Source organism: Amycolatopsis pretoriensis (assembly GCF_900107925.1).
GTDB lineage: Bacteria > Actinomycetota > Actinomycetes > Mycobacteriales > Pseudonocardiaceae > Amycolatopsis > Amycolatopsis pretoriensis.
In genome coordinates this window covers 1,135,904-1,160,329 of the sequence record NZ_FNUJ01000001.1, presented here as the reverse complement: position 1 = coordinate 1,160,329, position 24,426 = coordinate 1,135,904, and the positions used below count along the sequence as shown (strand labels likewise).

At 72.0% G+C, this 24,426-nt stretch carries 25 protein-coding genes; 10 read left to right on the top strand and 15 right to left on the bottom strand.

Going from position 1 to position 24,426, the window contains the following annotated elements; translation table 11 throughout:
- Nucleotides 1-111: 111 nt before the first annotated feature.
- The 4 genes from BLV96_RS05380 to BLV96_RS05365 form a co-directional block, all read right to left on the bottom strand.
- Nucleotides 112-2,166, bottom strand: a complete 2,055-nt coding sequence (locus tag BLV96_RS05380; RefSeq protein WP_086678071.1) for a M3 family metallopeptidase — start codon at nt 2,164-2,166, stop codon at nt 112-114.
- Nucleotides 2,167-2,260: 94 nt separating this feature from the next.
- A complete protein-coding gene (locus tag BLV96_RS05375; RefSeq protein WP_086678073.1) occupies nt 2,261-2,968 on the bottom strand; it encodes a histidine phosphatase family protein in 708 nt (235 codons plus the stop codon).
- Nucleotides 2,969-2,992: 24 nt separating this feature from the next.
- Nucleotides 2,993-3,835 carry an undecaprenyl-diphosphate phosphatase gene (locus tag BLV96_RS05370; protein ID WP_086678075.1) on the bottom strand — a complete coding sequence of 281 codons (843 nt, stop codon included), beginning with the start codon at nt 3,833-3,835 and terminating at the stop codon, nt 2,993-2,995.
- 1 nt (nt 3,836) lies between these two features.
- Nucleotides 3,837-4,874 carry an LLM class F420-dependent oxidoreductase gene (locus BLV96_RS05365; protein WP_086678077.1) on the bottom strand — a complete coding sequence of 346 codons (1,038 nt, stop codon included), beginning with the start codon at nt 4,872-4,874 and terminating at the stop codon, nt 3,837-3,839.
- Between the two features lie 87 nt (nt 4,875-4,961).
- On the opposite strand from BLV96_RS05365, the gene BLV96_RS05360 reads away from it, so the two are divergent.
- The 3 genes from BLV96_RS05360 to BLV96_RS05350 all read left to right on the top strand — a co-directional run bounded on the left by BLV96_RS05360 (nt 4,962) and on the right by BLV96_RS05350 (nt 7,253).
- A complete protein-coding gene (locus tag BLV96_RS05360) occupies nt 4,962-5,930 on the top strand; it encodes an aldo/keto reductase (protein ID WP_167379532.1) in 969 nt (322 codons plus the stop codon).
- 91 nt (nt 5,931-6,021) lie between these two features.
- Nucleotides 6,022-7,032, top strand: coding sequence for a YncE family protein (locus BLV96_RS05355; protein ID WP_086678079.1), 1,011 nt, complete (start codon nt 6,022-6,024; stop codon nt 7,030-7,032).
- Nucleotides 7,029-7,253 (top strand): DUF5703 family protein, encoded by a 225-nt coding sequence (locus tag BLV96_RS05350; RefSeq protein ID WP_086678081.1) that lies wholly within the window; start codon nt 7,029-7,031, stop codon nt 7,251-7,253. Before BLV96_RS05355 ends, BLV96_RS05350 begins: the two co-directional genes overlap by 4 nt.
- Here the strand turns inward: BLV96_RS05350 and BLV96_RS05345 are convergent.
- The 6 genes from BLV96_RS05345 to BLV96_RS05320 all read right to left on the bottom strand — a co-directional run bounded on the left by BLV96_RS05345 (nt 7,250) and on the right by BLV96_RS05320 (nt 12,149).
- Nucleotides 7,250-7,969 carry an SRPBCC family protein gene (locus BLV96_RS05345; protein WP_086678083.1) on the bottom strand — a complete coding sequence of 240 codons (720 nt, stop codon included), beginning with the start codon at nt 7,967-7,969 and terminating at the stop codon, nt 7,250-7,252. The two genes, BLV96_RS05350 and BLV96_RS05345, sit on opposite strands and share 4 nt — an antisense overlap.
- A complete protein-coding gene (locus tag BLV96_RS05340; RefSeq protein ID WP_208608138.1) occupies nt 7,959-8,558 on the bottom strand; it encodes an ArsR/SmtB family transcription factor in 600 nt (199 codons plus the stop codon). Before BLV96_RS05340 ends, BLV96_RS05345 begins: the two co-directional genes overlap by 11 nt.
- Before the next feature lie 31 nt (nt 8,559-8,589).
- Nucleotides 8,590-9,483 (bottom strand): alpha/beta fold hydrolase, encoded by an 894-nt coding sequence (locus BLV96_RS05335; protein WP_086678085.1) that lies wholly within the window; start codon nt 9,481-9,483, stop codon nt 8,590-8,592.
- A complete protein-coding gene (locus BLV96_RS05330; RefSeq protein WP_086678087.1) occupies nt 9,483-10,805 on the bottom strand; it encodes a M20/M25/M40 family metallo-hydrolase in 1,323 nt (440 codons plus the stop codon). Before BLV96_RS05330 ends, BLV96_RS05335 begins: the two co-directional genes overlap by 1 nt.
- Before the next feature lie 64 nt (nt 10,806-10,869).
- On the bottom strand, nt 10,870-11,409 hold the full coding sequence (locus tag BLV96_RS50495) for a hypothetical protein (RefSeq protein WP_244180054.1): 540 nt from the start codon (nt 11,407-11,409) through the stop codon (nt 10,870-10,872).
- Nucleotides 11,410-11,495: 86 nt separating this feature from the next.
- A complete protein-coding gene (locus BLV96_RS05320) occupies nt 11,496-12,149 on the bottom strand; it encodes a GntR family transcriptional regulator (RefSeq protein WP_086678089.1) in 654 nt (217 codons plus the stop codon).
- 114 nt (nt 12,150-12,263) lie between these two features.
- On the opposite strand from BLV96_RS05320, the gene BLV96_RS05315 reads away from it, so the two are divergent.
- Genes BLV96_RS05315 through BLV96_RS05305 form a run of 3 tightly spaced genes read left to right on the top strand, consistent with a single transcriptional unit; the run spans nt 12,264 to nt 15,126 of the window.
- On the top strand, nt 12,264-13,019 hold the full coding sequence (locus tag BLV96_RS05315; RefSeq protein ID WP_086678091.1) for an HpcH/HpaI aldolase family protein: 756 nt from the start codon (nt 12,264-12,266) through the stop codon (nt 13,017-13,019).
- Nucleotides 13,016-14,338 (top strand): MFS transporter, encoded by a 1,323-nt coding sequence (locus BLV96_RS05310; protein ID WP_086678093.1) that lies wholly within the window; start codon nt 13,016-13,018, stop codon nt 14,336-14,338. Before BLV96_RS05315 ends, BLV96_RS05310 begins: the two co-directional genes overlap by 4 nt.
- Complete coding sequence (locus BLV96_RS05305; RefSeq protein WP_086678094.1) at nt 14,335-15,126, top strand: carbon-nitrogen hydrolase family protein; 792 nt, start codon at nt 14,335-14,337, stop codon at nt 15,124-15,126. Before BLV96_RS05310 ends, BLV96_RS05305 begins: the two co-directional genes overlap by 4 nt.
- Nucleotides 15,127-15,129: 3 nt before the next feature.
- Here BLV96_RS05305 and BLV96_RS05300 read toward each other — a convergent pair whose 3' ends face one another.
- Nucleotides 15,130-16,134, bottom strand: a complete 1,005-nt coding sequence (locus tag BLV96_RS05300) for a LacI family DNA-binding transcriptional regulator (protein WP_086678096.1) — start codon at nt 16,132-16,134, stop codon at nt 15,130-15,132.
- Between the two features lie 182 nt (nt 16,135-16,316).
- Here BLV96_RS05300 and BLV96_RS05295 point away from each other — a divergent pair, with 182 nt between their 5' ends.
- From BLV96_RS05295 to BLV96_RS05285, 3 genes are read left to right on the top strand one after another with little or no spacing between them, the layout of a single operon-like run.
- Complete coding sequence (locus BLV96_RS05295) at nt 16,317-17,297, top strand: glycoside hydrolase family protein (protein ID WP_086678098.1); 981 nt, start codon at nt 16,317-16,319, stop codon at nt 17,295-17,297.
- Between the two features lie 21 nt (nt 17,298-17,318).
- Nucleotides 17,319-18,494 (top strand): CaiB/BaiF CoA transferase family protein, encoded by a 1,176-nt coding sequence (locus BLV96_RS05290; protein ID WP_086678100.1) that lies wholly within the window; start codon nt 17,319-17,321, stop codon nt 18,492-18,494.
- Nucleotides 18,495-18,536: 42 nt separating this feature from the next.
- On the top strand, nt 18,537-19,763 hold the full coding sequence (locus tag BLV96_RS05285; protein ID WP_208608137.1) for an epoxide hydrolase family protein: 1,227 nt from the start codon (nt 18,537-18,539) through the stop codon (nt 19,761-19,763).
- Between the two features lie 77 nt (nt 19,764-19,840).
- On the opposite strand, the gene BLV96_RS05280 is transcribed toward BLV96_RS05285, so the two are convergent.
- Complete coding sequence (locus tag BLV96_RS05280) at nt 19,841-20,596, bottom strand: HpcH/HpaI aldolase/citrate lyase family protein (protein WP_244180053.1); 756 nt, start codon at nt 20,594-20,596, stop codon at nt 19,841-19,843.
- Between the two features lie 116 nt (nt 20,597-20,712).
- On the opposite strand from BLV96_RS05280, the gene BLV96_RS49685 reads away from it, so the two are divergent.
- Complete coding sequence (locus tag BLV96_RS49685; RefSeq protein WP_167379531.1) at nt 20,713-20,886, top strand: hypothetical protein; 174 nt, start codon at nt 20,713-20,715, stop codon at nt 20,884-20,886.
- On the opposite strand, the gene BLV96_RS05275 is transcribed toward BLV96_RS49685, so the two are convergent.
- Genes BLV96_RS05275 through BLV96_RS05265 form a run of 3 tightly spaced genes read right to left on the bottom strand, consistent with a single transcriptional unit; the run spans nt 20,883 to nt 24,384 of the window.
- Complete coding sequence (locus BLV96_RS05275) at nt 20,883-21,638, bottom strand: alpha/beta fold hydrolase (RefSeq protein WP_086678105.1); 756 nt, start codon at nt 21,636-21,638, stop codon at nt 20,883-20,885. The two genes, BLV96_RS49685 and BLV96_RS05275, sit on opposite strands and share 4 nt — an antisense overlap.
- 16 nt (nt 21,639-21,654) lie before the next feature.
- Nucleotides 21,655-22,023, bottom strand: a complete 369-nt coding sequence (locus BLV96_RS05270; protein WP_086678107.1) for a DoxX family protein — start codon at nt 22,021-22,023, stop codon at nt 21,655-21,657.
- A gap of 60 nt (nt 22,024-22,083) precedes the next feature.
- The gene (locus tag BLV96_RS05265; RefSeq protein ID WP_086678109.1) at nt 22,084-24,384 is read right to left on the bottom strand and encodes a glycosyl hydrolase family 95 catalytic domain-containing protein; all 2,301 of its coding nucleotides are present in this window, start codon (nt 24,382-24,384) and stop codon (nt 22,084-22,086) included.
- Between the last annotated feature and the right edge of the window lie 42 nt (nt 24,385-24,426).

Here is a 24,426-nt window from a genome sequence, read left to right as displayed (position 1 = left end):
GGGGGAAGCCGATCCCGTCCGTCCTAGCGTGTTTTCGGGCGGACGGAACGACTGCGGCCCGATCTTTTCCAAGATCGGGCCGCAGTATAGGTCGTTATACAGCTAGAAGGATCAGACTCCGGTGAGGCCGCGGCGGGTCAGGAGCGGGTCGATCTCGGGGTCGCGGCCGCGGAAGGCCCGGAAGGCGTCCATCGGGTCGATGCTGCCGCCTCGGCCCAGGAGGGTGCGGCGGAAGTGGTCGCCGTTCTCACGGGTCAGTCCCCCGCTCTCCCGGAACCACTGGACGGTGTCGGCGTCGAGGACTTCGCTCCAGATGTAGGAGTAGTACCCGGCGCTGTAGCCGCCGCTGAAGATGTGGGCGAAGTACGTGGTGCGGTAGCGCGGCGGGATGGCGTCGACCGCGACGCCCGCCTTGACGAGGGCGTCGGTCTCGAACCGCTGGACCTCCGCCACGCGGTCGTCGACGCCGAGGCGGTGCCAGGCCTGGTCGAGCAGGGACGCCGCCAGGTATTCGGTGGTGGAGAAGCCTTCGCCGTACTGCTGGGAAGCGAGGAGCTTGTCGACCTGCTCCTGAGGCAGGGCCTCCCCCGTCTCGTGGTGCTTGGCGTAGTGGGCCAGCACCTCCGGCCACAGCATCCACATCTCGTTGACCTGGGACGGGTATTCGACGAAGTCGCGGGGCACGTTGGTGCCGGAGAACGTCGGGTAGCGGACCGCCGAGACGAGGGCGTGCAGCGCGTGGCCGAACTCGTGGAACGCCGTGACGACCTCGTCGAAGGTGAGCAGGGTCGGCTCCCCCGCCGGCGGCTTGCCGACGTTGAGGACGTTGACCACGACCGTCTTGCGGTCCAGCAGCTGCGACTGGTCGACGAAGGTGTTCATCCACGCGCCGCCCCGCTTGGCGTCGCGGGCGTAGAGGTCGAGCAGGTACAGGCCGAGCGGCGTGCCGTCGGCGTCGAACACCTCGAAGGTCCGGACCTCCGGGTGGTACTTCGGCAGGTCGGTCCGCTCGGTGAAGGTGAGCCCGTAGAGCTTGGTGGCGGCGAAGAAGACGCCGTCGAGGTAGACGCGGTCGGCCTCGAAGTACGGGCGCAGCGCCTCGGTGTCGACGTCGAAGCGTTCGCGGCGGACCTGGGCGGCGTAATACGGCCAGTCCGACGGACGCAGCGTCGCGCCCGGGACGTCGGACTCCAGCAGCCGCTGCAGTTCCGCGGCTTCGGTGCGGGCGTTCGCGACGGCGGCGGGCGCGAGCCGCTCCAGCAGGCCGGCCGCGGCCTCGGCGGTTTTGGCCGTTTCGTCGGCGATGACGTACGCCGCGTGGTTCGGGTAGCCGAGCAGCACGGCCCGTTCCGCCCGCAGGTGCGCGATCTCCGCGACGAGCGCATTGTTGTCGAAGTCGTTGCCGCGGTTGCCCCGCGCCATCGACGCCGCGTGGATCCGCGCGCGGACGTCGCGGTCGCTCAGGGTCTCCAGCGGCGACGCCTGGCTCGTCGGCAGCGTCAGCGGGATGACGTACTTGCCGTCCTCACCGCGGGCGGAGGCCGCTTCGGCCGCGGTGGCGATCGCGCCGTCGCCGAACCCGGCCAGCTCGGCGCGGTCGTCGATGACGACGGCCAGTTCGTTGGTGTCCTTGAGCAGGTTCTGCTGGAACTTCGTCTGCAGCGTGGACAGCTGCGCGTTCAGCTCGCGCAGGCGGGCCTGCTCGGCCTCGCCCAGCCCGGCGCCCGCGCGGCTGAAGTCGAGGTGCCGGCGTTCGAGCAGCCGCCGCGACTCCCCGTCCAGGCCGAGCTCGTCGCGCTTCGCGTGCAGGGCGTCGATGCGGGCGAACAGCTTCGGGTTCAGGTGGATCGCGTCGTGGTGGGCGGCCAGCTTCGGCGCGAACTCCGCCTGGGTCGCCTGGATCTCGTCGGTGCTGTTGGAGCCGGAAAGGTTGTAGAACACGCTCGCCACGCGGCTCAGCAGCTCACCGGCGCGCTCGAGGGCGACGACGGTGTTCTCGAACGTCGGCTCGGCGTCCTGCGCCGCGATCTGCTCGATCTCCGCCGCATGCTCGGCCAGGCCCGCCTCGAACGCCGGCCGGTAGTGCTCGTCGGCGATCCGGTCGAAGGGCGGCAGGGCGTAGGGCAGCTCACTGGGTGCGGCGAACGGGTTGTCCGGCGAAATCATCGGGGCAGGCTCCTGGTGGGGGTACAACACTCGGTCCCGCCACCCTACGTGGTCCGCCGGTGCCGATGTCAGCGCTTTCCGGAGGTGGCCAAGCTCACCGGCCGGTGGTACCGCCCACGACGGCGTCGCTGCCCGAAGCGGCCTTCTTGCCCCGCTTCGGCTTCGGCTCGGGCGGCACGATCCCGCGCAGGTCGCCGCCGTGGTCGTTGACCCGCGTGACGAACGGCCGCGTCTCGGTGTAGCGCACCACCGAGATCGACGCCGGGTCGACGACGATCCGCTGGAAGGCGTCGAGGTGCTGGCCGAGGGCGTCGGCGAGGATGGACTTGATCACGTCGCCGTGGCTGCACAGCAGCCAGACGGCGTGGTCCCCGTGCTCGGCGGCGATCCGCCGGTCGTGCGCGCGGACCGCGGCGACCGACCGCGCCTGCATCGCCGCGAGCCCTTCGCCACCGGGGAAGACCGCGGCGGAGGCGTGCGCCTGCACGACCCGCCAGAGCGGCTCCTTGGCGAGGTGCTTGAGCTCCTTGCCGGTCCAGTCGCCGTAGTCCACTTCGGACAGCCCGGGCTCGACGACCTTGTCCAGACCGCGCGCGGCGGCCAGCGGGCCGACGGTCTGCTTGCACCGCAGCATGGGCGAGACGACGAGCCCCGAAAGGGGCACGCCGTCCAGCCGCTCGACCAGCTTTTCCGCCTGGGCGCGGCCGGTGTCGTCGAGGTTCACCTTGGGCGAACGCCCGGCGAGGATGCCGGACCCGTTGGCCGTCGACTTGCCGTGCCTCAGCAGAATGACCGTACTCACGACGCCCAGCCTACGTGGCCGCGATCAATGGCCGACCGGGCCCGCGTTCGGGTCCAGCACGCCGGTGAAGATCAGCACGAACAGCAGCACGCCGAGGACCAGCCGGTAGATCACGAACGGCACGAAGCTGCGCTTCTTGATGTAGGCCATCAGCCACGCGATCACCGCGTAGCCGACGCCGAACGCGACCAGCGTCGCCAGGATCGTCGGGCCCCACTGGGCCGGGACTTCGCCCGAGCCGATGTCCTTGAGCTTGTACACGCCCGACCCGAACACCGCCGGCAGCGCCAGCAGGAACGAGTACTCCGCGGCCTCCGCGCGGGTGTAGCCCAGCAGCAGGCCCGCGCTGGTCGTGCCGCCCGAGCGGGAGACGCCCGGGATCAGCGCCAGCGCCTGCGCGAAACCGAAGCCGAGGCCGTGCGGCACCGTCAGGTGGTCCAGCGTCCGCTCCTGCTTCCCGACGCGGTCGGCGTAGAGCAGGATCAGGCCGAACACGATGAGCACGGTCGCGGTGATCCGCAGGTCGCGGAACGCGCTGTCGATCTGGTCCTGCAGCAGCAGGCCGAGCACCACGATCGGCAGCGACCCGACGATGATCAGCCAGCCGAGCCGGGCGTCCGGGTCGCGGCGCCAGTCCGGCTTGTACAGCGAGAAGAACCAGGCGCGCAGGATCTTCCCGATCTTCGGGCCGAAGTAGATGATCACCGCCAGCTCGGTGCCGATCTGGGTGACGGCGGTGAACGCCGCGCCCGGGTCGTCCCAGCCGACGAGCGCCGCGACGATCCGCAGGTGCGCGCTCGAAGAGATCGGCAGGAACTCGGTCAGGCCCTGGACCAGGCCCAGGACCAAGGCTTCGAACCAGCCCACGTCAGGCCACCCCCGCCAGCTCGAGTGCCTCGACGGCGGTGGTCAGCGCGCCGGCCGGGTCGGGGGTGAACGGCGACACCGACAGGGTCGTCACGCCGGCCTCGGCGAATTCGGTCATCTTCTCCGCGATCCGTTCCTTCGGGCCCAGCAGCGACGTCGCGTCGAGGAACTCCAGCGGCACCGCCGCCATCGCCCCGGCGCGGTCGCCGGCCAGGTATTTCTCCTGCACGTCGGCGGCTTCGGCTTCGAAGCCCATCCGGGCCGCCAGCCGGTTGTAGAAGTTCTTCTCCCGGCTGCCCATGCCGCCGAGGTAGAGCGCCGCGTACCCGCGGACGGCGTCCGCGCACACCTTCCAGTCCTCGCCCGGGACGAGCGGCACGGTGGGGACGACGTCGAAACCGTCGAGCGTCCGGCCGGCCCGCTCGGCGCCGGCCCGCAGCTGAGCCAGCTGCTCCCCCGCGTGCGCCGGCGAGAAGAACACCGGCAGCCAGCCGTCGGCGATCTCCCCGGTCAGCTCCAGGTTCTTCGGGCCGATCGCGGCCAGGTAGAGCGGGATGTGCTTGCGCGCGGGCCGGACGGTCAGCCGCAGCGCCTTGCCGGGGCCGTCCGGCAGCGGCAGCGTGAAGTGCTCGCCCTCGAACTTCAGCCGTTCACGCCGCAACGCCGAACGCACGATCGACGCGTACTCGCGGGTGCGGCCCAGCGGCGAAGCGAACCGCACGCCGTGCCAGCCCTCGGACACCTGCGGGCCGGACACGCCCAGGCCGAGCCGGAACCGGCCGCCCGAGAGCGTGTCGAGGGTCGCGGCGGTCATCGCGGTCATCGCCGGCGTCCGGGCCGGGATCTGCAGCACGGCGGCACCGACGTCGATCCGCGTGGTCTGAGCGGCGATCCAGGTCAGCACGGTCACGGCGTCCGAGCCGTACGCCTCCGCCGCCCACACGACGGCGTAGCCCAGTTCGTCCGCTTGTTTCGCCAGGGCCAGGTTCGCGGGGTCGTTCCCCGCTCCCCAGTAGCCGAGATTCAGTCCGAGTCGCACGGGGCCAGACCCTAACGGGGGCCCTCGGGCGCGACACGACTCACCTTGGTCATGTTCGGACCAGGCTGCCCACTAGGCTCGGCGGTCGTGGAAAAGCGACTGCTCGGCCGGTCGGGACTGCGCGTCTCGCGGATGGCGCTCGGCACCATGACCTGGGGTGGCGACACCGACGCGGAAGAGGCCGCCAGCCAGCTGGTCACCTTCGTGGACGCCGGCGGCACCCTGGTGGACACGGCCGACATCTACGGCGAGGGCGAGAGCGAGCGGGTGCTCGGCTCACTGCTCGGCGACCTCGTGCCCCGCGACGACGTCGTCCTCGCGACGAAGGCGGTCGCCCGGCGCACCGACGGCCCCTTCGGCGGCGGCGCCTCCCGCGGCGCCCTGCTCAGCGCGCTCGAAGGCTCGCTCAAGCGGCTCGGCACCGACCACATCGACCTCTGGCAGCTGCACGCCTGGGACACCTGCGTGCCGATCGCCGAGACCCTCGCCGCCCTCGAGTACGCCGTGACCAGCGGCAAGGCCCGGTACGTCGGCGTCTCGAACTACGCGGGCTGGCAGCTCGCGACGGCCGCCGCCGGCGCCGCCGCGGTCGCCCCGATCGTCTCCACCCAGGTCGAGTACTCGCTCCTGGAACGCGGGGTGGACCGCGAGGTCGTCCCCGCCGCCGAGCACCACGGCATCGGGCTGCTGCCCTGGGCGCCCCTGGGCCGCGGCGTGCTGACCGGCAAGTACCGCACCGGCACGCCCGCCGACTCGCGCGGCGCGAACAGCGCGTACGCCGGTTACGTCGAGCACCACCGCACCGACCGGGCCGCCCGGATCGTGCAGGCGGTGGCCACCGCGGCCGACGGGCTCGGCACGTCGCCGCTGGCCGTGGCGCTGGCCTGGGTCCGCGACCGGCCCGGCGTCGTCGCCCCGGTCGTCGGCGCCCGGGACACCGGCCAGCTCACCGGCTCGCTGACGGCGGAGGACATCACCCTCCCACCCGCGATCCGCTCGGCGCTCGACGACGTCAGCGCCATCGAGGCCGGCTACCCGGAGCGCTGGCCGCATTAGGTGTCTGTTGGGTGACATGCGCGTGACGGCAAGACGATCGTGGAGGATGCTGGTGTTGACCGCCCGTCGAGGGACACCTGGAGGCAGCAACGTGCGTCGGTTCGCCGCCGTGTCGTGGATCACGATCCCGCTCGCCGGTGCCCTGGTGCTCTCCGGCTGCTCGTCGGCCAAGACCGACAACAGCGACGAGCTGCAGATCGTCGCGAACCCCGTGGCGGCCAAGCCGGCGGTCTCCCCCGCCGTGACCGTGAAGCCCGCCGGTCAGGTGCTCGCTTCCGGAGCGGTGTCGGCGCTGGCCGTCGCCGAGGGAACCCTCGTCGTCGCTCTCGCTCAACCGCCGTCTTTGCAGCTGTACGACCTGAACGCGCTCGCGTCCGCCCCGGTGAATATGCCGTTATACGGCAAAGCGGAGAAGCTGACCGTGGCGCCGGGGCGGGTCGAGATCGCGGAGCCGGCGCAGGGGGTGGTGCAGCAGCTGTCGCTGCCGGACCGGAAGCTCACGGAGACGAAGACGGGCGGGCAGCCGGCGTCGAGCATCGTCTACGGCGCCGACCGGCTGGTCGCAATGGGGGCGGCGAAGGACATCCAGGTGCTGCCGGCGACGGGACCGGCGCGGACGATCGGCGGGCAGCTCTACAGCGCCGACGACGTCGTGGACACCGGCAAGGGGGTCGTGGTGCTGGACCGGCTGCGGACCGCGGTGTTCTCGGTCGACGTCGCCGCCGGAACGGTCGGCGAGGGTCTGCGCGCGGGCGACGGCGCCGCGAACGCGGTGGCGGACTCCTACGGGCGGGTGCTGGTGACGGACGCGCGCGCGGGCGCGTTGATCGCGTTCACCGCTTCGCCGTTGATCATGCGGCAGCGCTACCCGGTGCCGGGCGGCGTGTACGGGATCGCCTACGACGCGCAGCGGAGCCTGGCCTGGGTGACGCTCACCGAACGCAACGAGGTGGTGGGGTTCGACGTCCGCGGCGGCGAGCCCGTCGAGAAGTACCGGTTCCCCACCGTGCGCCAGCCGGACTCGGTCGGGGTGGACGAAAAGAGCGGCCGGGTGGTCATCGGCTCGGCCGCCGGAGAAGGGACCCAGGTGATCCAGCCATGACGACGGTCAGCGAGGCGGTGGTCGAAGGGGATTGGGAGTATCGCCGCCTGCACCTCCCCCCGGGCGTGTCCCGGCGCGCGGCGGCGATCCAGCTCTCCATCCACGCGGAGTTCGCGGGCTGGGAACTGCGCACGGTCCGGCTCTACGCCGACGGCACGCGCAGGGTCTGGTTGCGCCGCAAGAAGACGAAGGAAAGCCTCCCGGGCGCGCTCCCGACCTAGTCGAAGACGCGGGTCAGCCAGTCGCTCCAGGTCTTCTCCTCGGTCTCGGCGTCCGCGCCCGGGGTGAAGACGTGGTGGGACGCGACCAGCGGGCCGTGGAAGCCCTTGATGAACCGGAGCATCGCGTCCGCCGTCCGGATGCCGACCGTCTGGTCGTTGGCCGCGTAGACGACGCCGTCGAGGGCGCGGTCGCCCTCGGCGGGCCGTGACGACAGCCCCAGCGCCGTGCCGAGCCGGGCCCAGGCGGCGGGCCAGTCCCCCACCGGCGGCCCGAACGCCGTCACCGGGACCGCCGCGCGCCCGGCGAAGTGCGTCACGTACTCGACGAGCGTGCGGAAGAACAGCTCGTTGCCCGTGGTCATCGCCTCGAACTCGTCCTCCCAGTCGTCGCCGGGCAGGAAGCCGCTGGTGACGCAGCGGAGCACCGTGCTCCCGCCGGCCCGGCCCTCGATGAGGAACTCATACGCGATCTTCCGCCCGTCCGGCGCGGGATCGCTGCCGTAGACGAGCTTTTCCAGGGGGTCCCACTCCCGGATCCGGTACTCCGGCTTGTACCCGCCGAACGCGCCGCGGACCACGCCGCCGGTGCCGCCCTCGACCTCGTTGCGGCCCATGAACCACGAGTCGATGCCCGGGCCGGTCGCGATGGCGTCCCACACCTGCTCCGGCGTCGCGTCGACCTCGGCGACGTCGGTCGCTTCGAACTCATGCCCCACTGGCGGTCTCCTCCGGGACGCTCGGGTGGACGGCGACGACCACCCGGTGCGGGCGGCCCTTTTCGGCCGTTTCGTCGTGGTACTTGCCGACCAGGGTCGTGACGGCGGTGGCGAGCTCCTCGGCGAACGCCGCGCGGTCGGCCGCGGAGGCGAACCGGACCTCGCCGTCGAGCGCGAAGGTCGCGACGCGCCGCTCGGCCTTGGCCGCGCCGGTGATCAGCACGCCGACGTCACGCACCAGCCGGCCGGCGACGGCGAGCAGCCACCGGGCCGAAAGCCGGTCCGGCGACTGGGCCGGATCCGGCTGCACGGCGGCCAAGGCGGCCGGCGAGATCACGTACGACGACGCCGTCGCCCGCATCATCCGCTCGGTGACGTTGCCCTTGCGCCGCTCTTCGACCAGCTCCACCAGCCCGTGCGCTTCCAGCGCCCGCAGGTGGTAGTTGACCTTCTGACGCGGCAGGTCGACACGCGCGGCCAGCATCGTCGCCGACGCCGGCTCCGCCAGTTCGGCCAGCAGCCGGGCGCGGATCGGGTCCAGCGACACCTCGGCCGCGGCCGGGTCTTCGATCACCGCCACGGAGAACATACGCCCAGCATCCAGCCGAACAAAGAACTTGTCAAGAACTCTCGTCTTGTCGGTAACCGGCGTTGACCAGCGCGACCACCCGCGGCAGCACCTGCGCCGCGGCCTCCAGCGGCACGACGTGGCCGACGCCGGGCAGCACCACCGCCGTCCCGTCGTCGAGGCCGCCGACCCACTCCTCGACGTCGGACGCGCGGACGATCCGGTCCCGCTCCCCCACGATCGCCGTCACCGGCAGGCCGCTGACCTGGGCCAACGCCGCGTCCCGGGCGTAGGCGTCCAGCGCCGGGCGGAACAGCGACACGGTGTGCGGCCAGTTGCCGCGGATCATCTTCACGGTCAGCTCGACCAGCTCCGGGTCCGGGTCGTCGCCGAAGAGCCACCACCGCAGGCCCGCGCTGACCGCCCGGCTCGTGTGCTCACGCACCACCCCGAACAGCTTCGAGCCGAGCACCGCTTCGAGGTCGCGGGCCAGCTTGCCCAGCGCGTTCGGCCAGGCCGCCGAGACCTCGGTGGCGAGCGTCCCCGACGACGTCGCCAGCAGCACCAGCCCTGACACGCGCGCTTCGAACAACGCCGGGTGCCGCTGGGACAGCGACATGATCGCCAGGCCGCCCATGTCGTGCCCCACCAGGACCACCCGGCCCGCCGGGACTTCGCGCTCGAGGAGCTCCGCGAGGTCGTCGCCGAGCTGCGCCATCGTCGCGGTACCGCGCCGCGCCCGCCCCGACCCGCCGTGGCCGCGCTGGTCGTAGGTCACCACGGCCACCGGCCCCTCGGCGGCGTCCGGCACCAGCGGCGCGACCCGGCCCCAGCTGCACTGGTCGAGCGCGTAGCCGTGGACGAACACCACGGTGACCGGCGCGGCCGGGTCGCCCCTGCGCACCACCTGCAGGGACGTGCCGTCGGCGAGTGCGAACGCGGTCATCAGCTGGTGCGCAGGAACCGGTCCAGCACGCGGGTGCCGAACTTCAGCGCCTCGACCGGGACGCGCTCGTCGACGCCGTGGAACAGCGCCGAGAAGTCGAGGTCGGCCGGCAGCTTGAGCGGCGCGAAGCCGAAGTTGCGGATGCCCAGTTCCTGGAAGGACTTCGCGTCCGTACCGCCGGAAAGCATGTACGGCAACGTCTTCGCACCCGGGTCCTCGGCGAGCACCGCGGCGGTCATGGCGTCGACGAGAGCGCCGTCGAACGTCGTCTCGACCGGCGGGAGCTCCATCCACTCCTTCTCGATGTCCGGCCCGAGCAGCTCGTCGAGCTCGCGGTCGAACGCCTCCAGACGACCCGGCAGGATCCGGCAGTCCACGGCGGCTTCGGCGACCGACGGGATGACGTTCGACTTGTACCCGGCGGTGAGCATCGTCGGGTTCGCGGTGTCGCGCAGGGTCGCGCCGATCATCCGGGAGATGTTGCCCAGCTTGGCGACCGAGCCCTCGAGGTCGTCCTCGGGGAAGTCCCAGCCGGTGATCTCGGTGACGCCGGCGAGGAACTCCTTCACGGAGTCGGTGAGCACCAGCGGGAAGCGGTGGTTGCCGAGCTTGGCGACGGCCTCGGACAGCTTCGTCACGGCGTTGTCGCGGTGGATCATCGAGCCGTGGCCCGCCGTGCCGCGCACGCGCAGCTTCATCCAGCGGATGCCCTTTTCGGCCGTCTCGATCAGGTACGCGCGGACGTCGTCCTTGAGCGTGATCGAGAACCCGCCGACCTCGCTGATCGCCTCGGTGACACCCTCGAACAGCTCGGGGCGGTGCTCGACGAGCCACTGGGCGCCGTACTTGCCGCCGGCCTCTTCGTCGGCGAGGAAGGCGAAGACGAGGTCACGCGGCGGCACGACGTTGTTCAGCTTGTAATGCCGGGCCAGCGCGAGCGCCATGCCGCACATGTCCTTCATGTCGACCGCGCCGCGACCCCAGACGTAGTCGTCCTGGACCGCGCCGGAGAAGGGGTGGACCGACCACTCCGAAGCGTCGGCGGGGACAGCGTCGAGGTGGCCGTGGATGAGCAGCCCGCCCCGGGACCGGTCGGCGCCTTCCAGCCGCACGATGACGTTGTGCCGGTTCTTCCCACCCGACTCGACGTAGGTGATCTCGTAGCCGGCGTCGGTCAGCTTCTCCGCCACGTACTCCGCCGCCGCCCGCTCGCCGACCAGCGTGTCGGGATCGCCGGTGTTGGTCGTGTCGATGCGGATGAGCTCGCTGGTCAGCGTGACGGCCTCGGCCGCGGCGGCTTCGATCAGGTTCGGTTCGGTCACCGGCCATTCCTATCATTCGCGGGGCCGATACCGCTGGCCGCGCGCCTGGTGGGGCCGGCGCCGGTCACACCGCCAGTTCGAAGTCGCTCACGTACCAGGCGCCGTCCTTTTTCGTGAGTTTCAAGGTCAGCCGGAACGAGCTGGTGTCCCCGGACGAGCCGACGAGCTCGAGCTCGCGCAGCGACTTGCCGCCGATCTTGATCGAGGTGTCCGGCGCGGTCGCGGTGTCCCCGGTCACCTCGACACGCTCGGTTTCCACCGCCGCGCCGGTGTCGACGCCCGGCTTCGCCCAGGCCTCGTGCAGCTTCCCGAGCGTCTTCACGGCCTTGCCGTCGCTCGCGCACAGCTTTTCCGGATCCGGCGTGCCCGCCGCGCTCGATCGGCAGGCCGCGGCGTAGTCCTCCTTCAGGATCTGCGTGACCCAGCCGGTCACCGCCGCTTCCGGGGTCCGTGCGGCACTCGCGGCGACCTCACCGGCCGACGTGACCGCCGACGAGAGCGCCGCGGGAGCCGGCACCCCGGTCCCCACGGTTTCCGCGGTGCAGGCGGCCGGGCCCAGCAGCAGCGTCGCGCTCGCCGCGGCGAGCAGTCCCGTGCGGGCCACGCGCCCCGCACCTGCGGTTCTCCGGGTTCCCACGCGCGCGCTCCTGTCCGCCGTCGATGCGCGGACAGGCTAGTACCCCGGCGGGATCAGCCGCGGTCGAGGGCCGAGACCACTTCGGACACCGGACGCAGGTGCTGGTTGAGGATCCGCAGCGCCTCCTCGGCGTCGTGCGCGTCCAGGGCCGCCACCAGGGCGCGGTGCTCGGCGTCGATCACCGGCAGCCGCTCGGGCCGGGCCTCCAGGGCCCGCACCGCGACCCGCTGCTGGCGCGAGCGCAGCGTGTCGTACAGCTCGGTCAGCACCGAATTGCCCGCCGCCCGCACGATCGCTCGGTGGAACGAACGGTCCAGGCCGGACACCGCGAACCAGTCGCGGGCCTTCCCGGCGCGGTCCATCTCCTCGATCAGCCCGGCCATCTCCGCGGGCGCGCCCGCCCGGGCCGCGCAGACCTCGCCGATCGCGTGCCCCTCGATCAGCCGGCGGCTCTGGTAGACCTCCGCCAGCTCGCGCGCGGTGACCGTGCGGACCTGCGCGCCCTTGCGGGGCAGCAGGCTGATGAAGCGCTCGGCCTCCAGGCGGTGGAACGCCTCGCGGACCGGTGTCCGGGACACCCCGACCACGCCGGACACCCACTGCTCGTCCAGGAACCGGCCGCCTTCGAGATCGCCCGCGATGATCCCGTCGCGCAGCCAGGCGTACACGCGGTCCCGCGCCGGCCCGGCCGGTGCACTGGTCGTCATGCGTCTCCCCTCGTAGGCCGCCAGCTTAGCGTCTGGACCGACAGATATCCATCGTGTATACACGGTGCACACAACGACCGGAGCTACCGTCGTGAGTGCGCAGGAGGTTCCCCGATGTCCTCAGTCCCCGCCGACCGGCGCTACGCCGTCTGGCTCTCCGATCCCTCGCATCCCGCGGCCGAGATCGCCCGCGGGATCGGCTACGGCGCCGCCGTCCTCGACATCGAGCACGGCGCGTTCGACCTGGCCGACCTCGAGCGGTTCGTCCCGTTCCTGCGCGCCCTCGGCCTGGAGGTGCTCGCCAAGGTCCTCGGCCCGGAGCGCGGCCCGATCCAGCAGGCCCTCGACTTCGGCGCCGACGCCGTGGTCATCCCGCACGTCGAGAACGCGGCGCACGCCAAGGCCGTCACGGCGTTCGCGAAGTTCCCGCCGCTGGGCGACCGCAGCTTCGCCGGCGGGCGCACCACCGGCTACCGCGGCTTCACCGACGAGTGGGTCACCGCCCAGGACCGCGGCACCCGCTGCCTGCCGATGATCGAGGACGCCGGCGCGCTCGAGGACGTCGCCGAGATCCTCGCACTGGACACAGTGGACGGTGTCTTCGTCGGGCCGTCCGATCTCTCGCTGCGCCGCGAACGCGGGGCGTACACGCGGGAAGAAGGCGACTTCGCCGATCTGAAGCGCGTCGCCGACGCGGCCCGGGCAGCCGGGAAGCCGTGGGTGCTGCCCGCGTGGAGCCGCGAGGAGAAGGAGTTCGCGCTCACCCACGGCGCCGGCCAGCTCGCGCTGACCATGCAGCACGGCGCGCTCATCGCCGGCCTGACCGCGGCCTTCGAGGAGACCACGTCCCTCGCGAAGCAGGCGCGATGACGACCGCGGAGAAGACGAAGACCCGCACCGCGGGCCGGACCCGGTGGACAATCGCCGGCGTGCTCGGTGTCGGGTCGTTCGTCAACTACGTCGACCGCGTCAACCTGTCCATCGCCGGGCCCGAGATGATGCGGGAGTTCCACCTCAGCGCGGCCCAGCTCGGTGTCGTCGCCTCGGCGTTCCTCTGGACGTACGCGGTGCTGCAGCTGCCGATCGGCGCGATCCTCGACCGGATCGGCGTCCGCTGGGTCAACCGCGCGGCCGCCGCCCTGTGGGCGATCGCGTCGTTCCTGACGGCGTCGGCGGGCGGGCTCGGCCTGCTCCTGGTCTCGCGGCTGGTGCTCGGTTTCGGTGAGGCACCCACGATCCCGGCGGGCTGGAAGGCGATCGGCCAGTGGTTCCCGCGCTCCGAGCGCGGCCGCGCGACCGCGGTCTTCGACGGCTGCGCCAAGATCTCCAACGTCCTCGGCATCCCGGTGATGGCGTTCCTCGTGACGGTGTTCAGCTGGCACGCGGCCTTCGTCTTCACCGGCATCCTCAGCCTCGGCTACCTGCTCGTGTGGTGGCTGCTCTACCTGACGCCGAAGCAGGCCCTCGAACGCGGCCGGCTGTCGCCCGAGGAGTTCGCGTACCTGCGCGAGGGCGGCGCGGACGACGAAGACGCGCCCAGGCCCAGTTCCCTCGCCGGCCTCGGCCACCTGCTGCGCCGCCGCAAGACGTGGGGCCTCGCGCTCGGGTACGCGTCCTACACCTACGCCTACTACGTGCTGCTGACCTGGCTCCCGGGCTACCTGGAGAAGCAGTTCGGCGTGAAGCTGCTGGCCGGCGGCTTCTACACGATGATCCCGTGGCTGGTCGCGGTGCTCGCGCAGTTCCTCGTCGGCGGCATCGTGCTGGACCGGCTGATCGCCCGCAGCGGCGACGAGACCAAGGCACGGCGGATCGTGCTGGTCGTCAGCATGCTGGTCTCGCTGTCGGTCGCCGGCGCCGCCTACGCCGGATCCGTCGCGGTGGCCCTGGTGTTCCTGTCGATCGGCGCCGCCGGGCTCGCCGTGTCGGTGCCCGCCGGGTCCAGCATCGTCGCGGTCATCGCGCCGGAGGGCTGCTCCGGCACCCTCGGCGGGCTGGTCAACTTCGTCGCCAACATGATCGGCATCGCCGCGCCGATCGTGACGGGCGCCGTCGTCGACGTCACCGGCTCGTTCGCCGGCGCGTTCCTGGTCACCGGCGTGGTGCTGCTCGCCGGGATCTTCTGCTACACGGTCGTGCTCGGCAAGCTCGACCGCATGCCCGCCGCTCCCCGGAAGGAAACCGCATGACGCACGTGGCACTGGCGCAGTACGCGCCCGGCGACGACAAAGCCGCCAACCTGACGCTGATCACGAAACTGGTCGGCGACGCGGCCGACCGCGGCGCGCGGGTGGTCGTGCTGCCCGAGTACGCGATGTTCACCGTCCCGGCGATGGACCGGCGGTTCGTCGACTCCGCCGAGGCGCTCGACGGCGAGTTCGTGACGGGCCTGCTCTCGCTGGCCGCCGCCCGGGGCGTCACGATCGTCGGCGGCATGAACGAACGCCTCGACGGATCGCGGATCTCCAACACGCTCGTCGCGGCCGGTCCGGACGGGGTGGCCGCGCGCTACCGCAAGATCCACCTCTACGACGCGTTCGGCTTCCGCGAGTCCGACGTCGTCCGCGCGGGCGAGCTCACCGACCCGGAGACGTTCGAGGTCGACGGCCTCCGGTTCGGGCTGCAGACCTGTTACGACCTGCGCTTTCCCGAGGTCACGCGGCGGCTGGCGGACGCGGGCGCCGACGTCGTGCTCCTGCCGGCCGAGTGGGTGCCCGGGCCGCTGAAGGAGTACCACTGGAGCACGCTGATCCGCGCCCGCGCGATCGAGAACACGCTGTACGTCGCCGCGGCGGGCCAGGCCGCGCCGACGGGATCGGGCACCAGCATGCTCGTGGACCCGATGGGCGTGGTCGTCACGTCGCTCGGCGAGCAGACGGGAGTCGCCGTCGGCGAGGTGTCCGCCGAGCGGATCGCCGAGGTGCGGGCGAAGAACCCGGCGCTGGAGCTGCGGCGGTTCTCGGTGGTGCCGCGCTGACGGTCAGGCGACGGTCGCGATCGTCTCGCCCGGCACCGGCGGGCACGGCAGCAAGCGGTGCGGCGGCTCCCCCGTCCCCGGCTCGACCAGGGACGCCAGCAGCCGCACCGCCGCGCGGCCCAGCGCCCGCCTCGGCACCTCGAACCCGCTGACCACCGGCCCCGGCGCTCCGCCCGGCGGCCGTCCCAGCACCGCCAGCGAGATGTCCCCCGGTACGGAAATCCCCGCCGCGCGCAAAGCCCGGTGAGCCGCGTCGAACACCGCGAACGTGTCGGTCTCCTCCACCACCAGCGCCGTGACGCCGTCGGCCAGCCAGCCCGCGATCGTCGCCGGGGCGAGGTCCGTACCGTCGGTGCGGGTCACGGCCAGGGACACTCCCGCGTCGGCCGCCGCACCCCGCACCCCGCGTTCGCGGTCGCCCGACGAAGGGGCCTCGTCCGGCTCGCGCAGGTACCGGACGCGGCGGTGCCCCGCCCGCGCCAGCCGCGTGATCACCTCCGCCGACGCCGACACGTAGTCCGCGCCCACGTGCGGGATGCGGCCGCCCATCTCGGTCCGCCGTCCGATGTAGACGATCGGGAAACCCGCGTGCAGCAGGCCGGCGAGCGCGTCCACCGGGACGTGCCGGCCGAGGAACAGGCAGCCGTCGGCGAGGCGGGTGCGGCGGATCCGGTCGGGTGCCGCGCTCGACGCCGTGAACATGATCAGGTCCTTGCCGAGCGCGGCCGCCTCGGCCTCGACGCCGGCCAGGATCGGGTAGTACCCGTCGGCGACGTCCGGGAACGCGGGCGTGAACGCGTACACGCCGAGCAGGTCGTTGCGCGCGGAGGTCAACCGCGAAGACACCGGGTCGGGCAGGTACCCCAGCCGCTCGGCCGCCTCCAGCACGCGCAGCCGCGTCCGCTCCGAGAGCCGGACCCCGGCGCGGTTGCCGCCCAGCACCACCGACACCGTCGCCTGCGAAACCCCCGCCACGCGCGCGATGTCGGCCTGCCGGACCTTGCCCATCGCCACCTCGCTCGGAGTCTGCCGATCCGATCCAGCCTGCGACCGCCCTCGGCGGGGAGTCAACGGTTTTGCCCGAAACTGCAGCAAACCTGTCCCGACCGTACTAATACGTATTACTCCCTTGCTCCGGCCCGTCCGGCCGTGACACCGTCGCCGCCACACCGGACCCCGAAGGAGCGGTCATGACCCTCACCCGACGCGGCCTGCTGGCCGGCGCCGCCGCGCTCGGCGCGGGCGCACTGCTGCCCACGACCGCCACCGCGGCCCCCGCCGGCTTCCCGGACTACCGCTACCAGCGGCTCGCCCTCGTCAAGAGCAAGCTGCGCTACAACCCGACCGGCGAGCTGATCTTCCCCTGCGTCCGCGGCACGAAGGGCCGCATCCCGAACGCGCTCGCCGCGTACTACCTCTACTACGCGCCCCACGACGCCCCGGGCGGGATCTGCCTGGCGTACGCGAACTCCCTCGACGAGGAGTTCACCGAGTACGCGGGCAACCCGATCATCAAGAACTCCTGGCCCGGCGAGTACTCCGTCAGCCACGTCTCCTCGCCGCACGCTCTGTGGAACGACGACGTCAACCGGATCTACCTCTACTTCCACGGCGAGAACACCGTCACCCGGCTGGCCAGCTCCGCCGACGGCATCCACTTCACCTACGAAAAGGAAGTCCTCTCGACGCGGCTGCAGCCCGCCGGCACCACCGAGACGTCCTACGCCCGGGTCTTCCGCCAGGACCTGCCGGCGAAGAACGCCCGGTACGTCATGGTGTTCATGCTCAACAACACGACCAACCACCGCGACATCGGCTGGGGCTGGTCGCCCGACGCGCTGAACTGGACGTTCTCGCAGACGCCGCTCGTGCGCCACACCGACGTCGGCGCGAACGACATCGGCGGCCCGCACCTGCTGTACCGCAACAACAGCACTTACGTCGTCTACAACACCGACATCGCACACGGCGGGAAGCTGATGATCACCGAGGTCGGCAACGACTTCTCGAAGCGCAACCACCTCGGCGTCTTCCACACGCCGCTCGCAGGCGCGCCGGACAACGGGCGGTCCGCGGCGCCCAGCTTCGGCACCTACCAGGGCCGCGAGTACATGATCTACGAGGCCGGCGAGCGGCTCGCCGGGAACATCGCGATCGCCCGGGCGGTCTGACCCGGGTGGCAGGATGCGGCCATGCGCTCCCTGCCCCTCGACGGCGTCACCGTCGTGTCCTGCGAACAGGCCGTCGCCGCGCCCCTGGCCACCCGGCACCTCGCCGACCTCGGGGCCCGGGTGGTCAAGGTCGAGCGGCCGGGCACGGGCGACTTCGCCCGCGCCTATGACGAAACCGTGCACGGCCAGTCCAGCCACTTCGTCTGGCTGAACCGGTCCAAGGAGAGCGTCACGCTCGACCTCAAGAGCGACGCCGCGGCGCCGGTGATGGCGGCCTTGCTCGACCGCGCCGACGTGTTCGTGCAGAACTTCGCCCCCGGCGTCACGGACCGGCTCGGGCTCGGGGCGGCGGCGATCCGCGCGTCGCGGCCCCGGCTGATCACGTGCTCGGTGTCGGGCTACGGCTCGAGCGGGCCGTACCGTGACGCGAAGGCGTACGACCTGCTCATCCAGTCCGAAGCCGGCCTGGTGTCGGTGACGGGGACGGAGAGCGAGCCGGCCAAGAGCGGCATCCCGGCCGCGGACATCGGCGCCGGGATGTACGCGTTCTCCGGCATCCTGTCCGCGCTCTACGACCGGGAACGCACCGGTCGGGGCACCGAGCTGGAGATCAGCCTGTTCGACTCGCTGGTCGAGTGGATGGGCTTCCCGCTCTACTACGCCGGCTACGGCGGCACGCCCCCGCCGCGCACCGGGACGAGCCACCCGGCGATCGCGCCCTACGGCACCTTCGCCGCGGGCGACGGGACCGAAGTCGTGCTGGCGGTGCAGAACGAACGCGAGTGGGCGGCGTTCTGCGAGCACGCCGTCGAACGGCCGGCATGGGTCACCGACGAGCGGTACGCCACCGGCAGCGCCCGCGTCGCCCACCGGCCGGAGCTGGAACGCGAGATCGACGCGATCTTCGCGCGGCTGACCGGCGCTGAACTGGAGGCGCGGCTGCGCCGGGGCCGGATCGCGCACGCGCGCCGCCGCGACCTGCCGGACGTCCTGGCGCACCCGCAGCTCACCGCGCGCGACCGGTTCGCCGAGGTGGCGACGCCGGGCGGGCCGGTCCGGGCCACGCTGCCGCCGATCACCGTCGCGGGCCGGGCGCCGCGGATGGATCCGGTGCCGGCGCTGGGCGAGCACACCGACGCGGTGCTCGCGGAATGCGGGTTCGACGCGGCGGAACTGCGCCGCCGGGGGGTCGTGTAAATCGGGTGATCTTGCCGGCGGCGTTCTGCGAGAATGGCCGGCATGACCGCCTTTCCCTTGGCGCCCAAGCCGATCCACGTGCCCGGCACGGTCCTCGACGACCTGCGCGCCCGGCTCGCGCTCACCCGCGCGCCGGTGGACGAGGGCAACGAGGACTGGTCCTACGGCGTCCCGGCCGGCTACCTCGGCGAGCTGGTCGCCTACTGGCGTGACGGCTTCGACTGGCGCAAAGCCGAGGCCGCCATCAACGCCTACGAGCACCACGAAGTGACCGTCGACGGGGTCCCGGTGCACTTCCTGCGCAAGCCCGGCCGCGGCCCGCGTCCCATCCCGCTGATCCTGACCCACGGCTGGCCGTGGACGTTCTGGCACTGGTCGAAGGTGATCGACCCCCTGGCCGACCCGGCCGCGTCCGGCGGCGACCCCGCCGACGCGTTCGACGTCATCGTGCCGTCGCTGCCCGGGTTCGGGTTCCCCGGCCCGCTGACCGGCTTCCCGGACGTCAACTTCTGGAAGGTGTCCGACCTCTGGCACACGCTGATGACCGAGACGCTGGGCTACGCGAAGTACGCGGCCGCGGGCTGCGACATCGGCGGGATCGTCACCAGCCAGCTCGGCCACAAGTACGCCGGCGAGCTGTACGGCATCCACATCGGCTCGGGGCTGCCGCTCGACTTCTTCACCGGTCCCCGGGCCTGGAGCTTCACCCGCAACCGGCCCCTCACCGACGACCAGCCCGCCGACGTCCGCGCCCGGATCGTCGAGCTGGACCACCGGTCGGCGGCCCACCTCACGGTGCACATGCTCGACGGCGCCACCCTGGCGCACGGGCTCAGCGACTCCCCCGCCGGCCTGCTCGCGTGGCTGCTGGAGCGCTGGACGGCGTGGAGCGACAACGGCGGTGACGTCGAGTCCGTCTTCACGAAGGACGACCTGCTCACCCACGCCACGATCTACTGGGCGACCAACTCGATCGCCACGTCGATGCGCTACTACGCCAACGCCAACCGCTACCCGTGGACGCCGTCCCACGACCGCACGCCGCGGGTGGAAGCGCCGACGGGCCTCACGTTCGTCACGTACGAGAACCCGCCCGGCATCCACACGGCCGACGAGCGGGTCCGGGCGTTCGAGAACGGCCCGCAGGCGGCGTGGTTCAACCACGTCAACGTCACCGCGCACGACCGCGGCGGGCACTTCATCCCGTGGGAGAACCCGAACGCCTGGGTGGACGACTTGCGCCGCACCTTCGGCGGCCGACGCCCCTAGGACGCCCCGGCCTCGAGGCCCGTCAGGTCGCACAGGTGGATGCGGGCACCGCGGAACCGGTGCTTTCCGGACCTGCCTCAGTCCCCGAGGATCCGGCGGGCGCGGGCGAGCACCGGCTTGTCCACCATGGACCCGTCCACAGTGGACACCGACTCCCCCGCCGTCACGACCCGGCGAGCCCACTCCAGTTCGGCCTCCGTCGGCGCGAACCCGGCCCGGACCGGCTCGACTTGACGCGGGTGGATGCACAACTTCCCGCCGAAGCCCAGCCGGCGGGCGTACCGGACGTCGGCCGCGAGCCGCTCGTCGTCGCGCAAGTCGGTCGTGACGCCGTCCACCGGTGGGGCCAGCCCGGCCGCCGCCGACGCGATCACCAGCCGCGAACGCGCGTAGGCGAACGGCTCCGGGTCCTCGGGGGCGACGCCGAGCTCCGCGGCCAGGTCGACGCTGCCGAACGCCAGCCGCGTCACCGACGGGACGGCGGCCAGCTCTCCCGCGCTCTCGACGCCCCGCGCGGTCTCGACGAGCGCCACGACCTCGCGGAAGCCGGCGAGCACGCCGGGCGCTTCGGCTTTCGGCACGACCACCGGGACGCCGCGCGCGGTCACCAGGGTGGCGTCGGCCTCGAACCACGGCGTGCCGGGGGCGTTGATCCGGACCGCCGCCCGGCCGGTCTCCAGCCAGGACGCGACCGCCGCGCGGGCGGTGTCCTTGTCCGCCGGGGCGACGGCGTCTTCGAGGTCCAGGATCACCACGTCGGCGCCGCTCGCCACGGCCTTGCCGAAGCGGTCGGGCCGGTCACCGGGCACGAAGAGGTAAGTGGTCGCGGGCACGCACCTCAGCCTAATAAGGGATCGCCGCGCCGCGGAGTGCGCGTTCACCCCATGCGGCGACGGTCCCCTCAGGACGAACGTGGAGTCCATCGGAAGACCTACGTGAGGAAGCGACCATGCGCGGCGACTGGATCTACGACTGGGTACGGGTGGAAATGGAGTACCGGGCCGGGCCGCCCCAGCCCGTCCGGCGGCGGCGCGAAGCACCTCGCCACTGGACGGCGCTGTGGGCGGGCCTGTTCTCGCCCCGGCGGGTGGAGGTGCGCCACAGCTCCGCGGCGAACTGCTAGGCGTGCGCGGCGAGGAACCGCTTCAGCGCCGGGTTGACCGCCTCGGCGTGCGTGTAGCTCAGGAAGTGGGCACCGCCGTCGACGACGACCAGGGGCTCGGCCGCGGGCAGCGCGTCCGCCAGTTCCGCCGCCCGCTCGACCGGGTAGGCGAGGTCGGCCGAGCCGTGCAGCACCAGCGCCGGGCACGCGATCTCCCCGGCCCGCGAGAGCACCTCGTCGCGGTCCACGAGCGCGCCCATCGTCAGCGTCAGCTGCGCCGGAGGCACCGACGCCCACCGCTTCTCGTCCGCCGAGGCGTCGAAGTCGCCGAAACAGATCCGGGCAACGCCGGACAGCACCTCCGGCGGCGCTCCTCCGCTGACCCACGCGTCGAGCACCGCGCGGTACCCGGCGGCGACGGCGGGGTCCTCCGCGGCCGCCGACGTGCCGAGCACCGCGATCGCGGACACCCGCGACGGCGCCAGCAGCGCCATCCGCAGCGCGACGAACCCGCCCTGGCTGGTCCCGACCACCGCCGCGCGCTCGACGCCGAGGTGGTCCAGCACACCGAGGACGTCGCGGGCGACGTCCCCGTAGTCGAACGGCCCGGTGGCGGGCGTGCCGCCGTGGCCGCGCTCGTCGACCGTGACGCAGCGGAAGCCGTCGAGGGCCGCGAGCTGCGGGGCGAACATGCCGCCGTCCATGAGGAAGCTGTGCAGCAGCACGACCACCGGCCCGGCACCGCCGTGATCGGTGTGAGCGGGAAGCGTCATCGATCCTCCGAGAGTCTCAGCCGGCGAACCGGCCCACCGCCACGAACGCCGCCAGCACCAGCAGCACGACGTTCATCGGCAGCGCCTTGGTCTCCTTGCGCCGTGCGTGCACGATGATCGCACCGATCTGGATCACCGCCAGTCCGGTGGCGGCCAGCGGCGTCAGCACCGGGGCGATGCCGAGCGCCCACGGCAGGATCAACCCGAGCGCGCCGAGGATCTCGACGGCGCCGATCGCCTTCACGCCCGCGTTGGAGAAGTCCGCAGTCCAGCCCATGTTCGGGTTTTCCAGCAGCTTCTCCCGTGGCGTCGCGAGCTTCATGCCGCCGGCGGCGAGGTACAGGGCGGCGAGCAGACCCGCCACGACCCACAGGACGACGTTCACGGTGAACCTCCGGTCCGAAGAAAGTGATTGAACACTACATCAGTTTCCGGAGGTTACGCCTCAACTTGGCTGGACCGTGACCGACTGCCCCGGCCGCAGGGTGATCGCGCGGCGCCAGGAACCGGCCCGCACCTCCGTCCGGGTCCCGCCGACACTGCGGACCACGGCCCGCGTCACCTTCCCGTCGCGCCACGCCAGGTCGACTTCGAAGCCGCCGCGGGCGCCGATGCCGGTCACCCGGCCCGACCGCGCCCACGCCGACGGCAGCGCCGGCAGCAGCTCCAGCACGCCCGGCCGCGAGTAGACGAGCATCTCGGCCATCGCCGCCGGCGCGCCGAGGTTCGCGTCGATCTGGAAGATCGTGTAGCTGCCCTGGCTGTACATGTCGAAGAAGTTCGGCGCGGTGCCGTTGCCGTTGGCGACCGACGGCCGCAGGACCGTGAGCAGCAGCTGGTACGCCTTGTCGGCGTCCTTGAGCCGCGCCCAGCACGCCGAGCGCCACGCGGTCGCCCAGCCGTAGCTGTCCATCCCGCGCGCGACCAGCAGCGCGCGGACGCCGTCGAGCAGTTCCGGCGGCGCCGTGTCGGCGGCGATCCGGTCGCCGGGGAAGAAGCCGATCAGCGGGGACAGGTGGCGGTGCGTCGTCTCGCCGAGGTTGTCCGGCGACATCCACTCTTCCAGCCAGCCGGTCGTCGGGCTCACCTTCGGCAGGTAGAGCTTCTTCTGCAGTCCCGCGATCCGGTCGCCGTACGCGCGGTCGCGCCCGAGGACCACGACGGCTTCGCGGTAGTGCTCGAACAGGTCCCAGACGATCTCCTGCGAGTAGGTGTTGCCGCGGGTGTCCTGCGGGCCGTGTTCGGGCGACCAGTCGTGGTCGTCGACGAGCACCTCGCGGCCGTCGACGGTCATCGGGACCAGGCGCGCTTCCCAGAACTCGGCCGCGCCCTTGAGCAGCGGGTAGATCCGCGCGAGGTAGGCCTTGTCCTGCGTGAACGCGTAGTGGTCCCACAGCGAGTTGCACAGCCACGCGTTGCCGCCGGGGTGCCACCACCAGCCGGAGCCGCCGTAGATGTTCGTCGAGAACGCGATCGCCCAGCCGGCGATCCTGCCGCTGGTGTTGCGGAACCGGTTGCGCGGGTCGTTGAACAGCCGTTTCGTGCTGTCCGTCCACACGGGAAGCTGCGCGAGGCAGTAGTCGGCCAGGGCAGTGAAGCTCCCGGGCAGCGCCGCGCGGTCGGCCAGCCAGTAGTTCATCTGCAGGTTGATGTCGGTGTGGTAGTCGCTCATCCAGTCGGGCGTGTTGTTGTTCTGCCACAACCCCTGCAGGCCCATCGGCAGCCCGTCGCGCGAGCCGGTGATCGTGAGGTACCGCCCGAACTGCAGGTAGCTCGCTTCCAGCTCGGGGTCCGGGGTCGCCGGGTCGTCGTGCCGGGCCAGCAGCCGCGACCACGTGTCGAGCGCGCGCTTCGCCGGCGGCGACTGCCCGAGGTCGACGGTCATCCGGTCGTAGAGCCGCCGGTAGTCGGCGACGTGGGTGGCCAGCAGCGCGCCGCCGCCGGCGCGCTGGGCCTTCGACGCCTTCTGCTTCGCGAGCGCCAGCGGGTCGAGGGACGCGTCGAGGAACTCGCGTGCCGCGTCGGGCACGTAGTTGGTGCCGCCGCTGAAGACGATGACCACGTCCCGGCTGCCGCTGAACGTGGTGCCGCCGGCCACCGTGCACCCGTACTTCAAGCCGTTGGCGAAGGTGCCGGTGAACGCGGCCGGGCCGGCCGTGGTTTCGCCGCGGGTGGGCTCCAGCGTGACCGAGCCGGTGACGGGCCCGCCGCTGAGCCGGATCACCACGACGTCGTCCGGGTGGCTCGCGAAGTACTCGCGGCGGTACCGCACGCCCTGGTGCCGGTAGGTGATCACGACGACGCCGTTGCTGAGGTCGAGCGTGCGGCGGTAGTCCGTGACGCCGGTGTGCGCGGGGACCGAGATCCGCAGCTTCGCCAGCAGACCGAGGGTGCCGAACTTCTCGCGTTCGTAGGGGAACTGGCCGTCGTCTTCGAGGACGTCGTTGGCGCCGCCGGTCCACAGCGACGCGTCGGCGAGGTAGAGGAAGTCGGCGGCCGGGTCACCGCCAACGAGGGCACCGATCCGACCATTGCCGATCGGCAGGCCCTGCTCGATGATCTTGTCCTCGGCTGCCGGAGCCGGGTACCACAACGTCGTCGCCCGCGTGTCCGGCACGAGGTCGGCGGCGGCCGGGCGCAGGACCTCAGCACTGGCGGCAAAAGCAGGAACGCCACTGAAGGCGAGCCCGGCGCCGACCGCGCCACCGAGCTTGAAGAAGGTACGGCGAGAGGGAGGGTTCGACATGTCGGATCCGTTCGGCGTTGAAGGCGGGACCGGCGTGCAGCC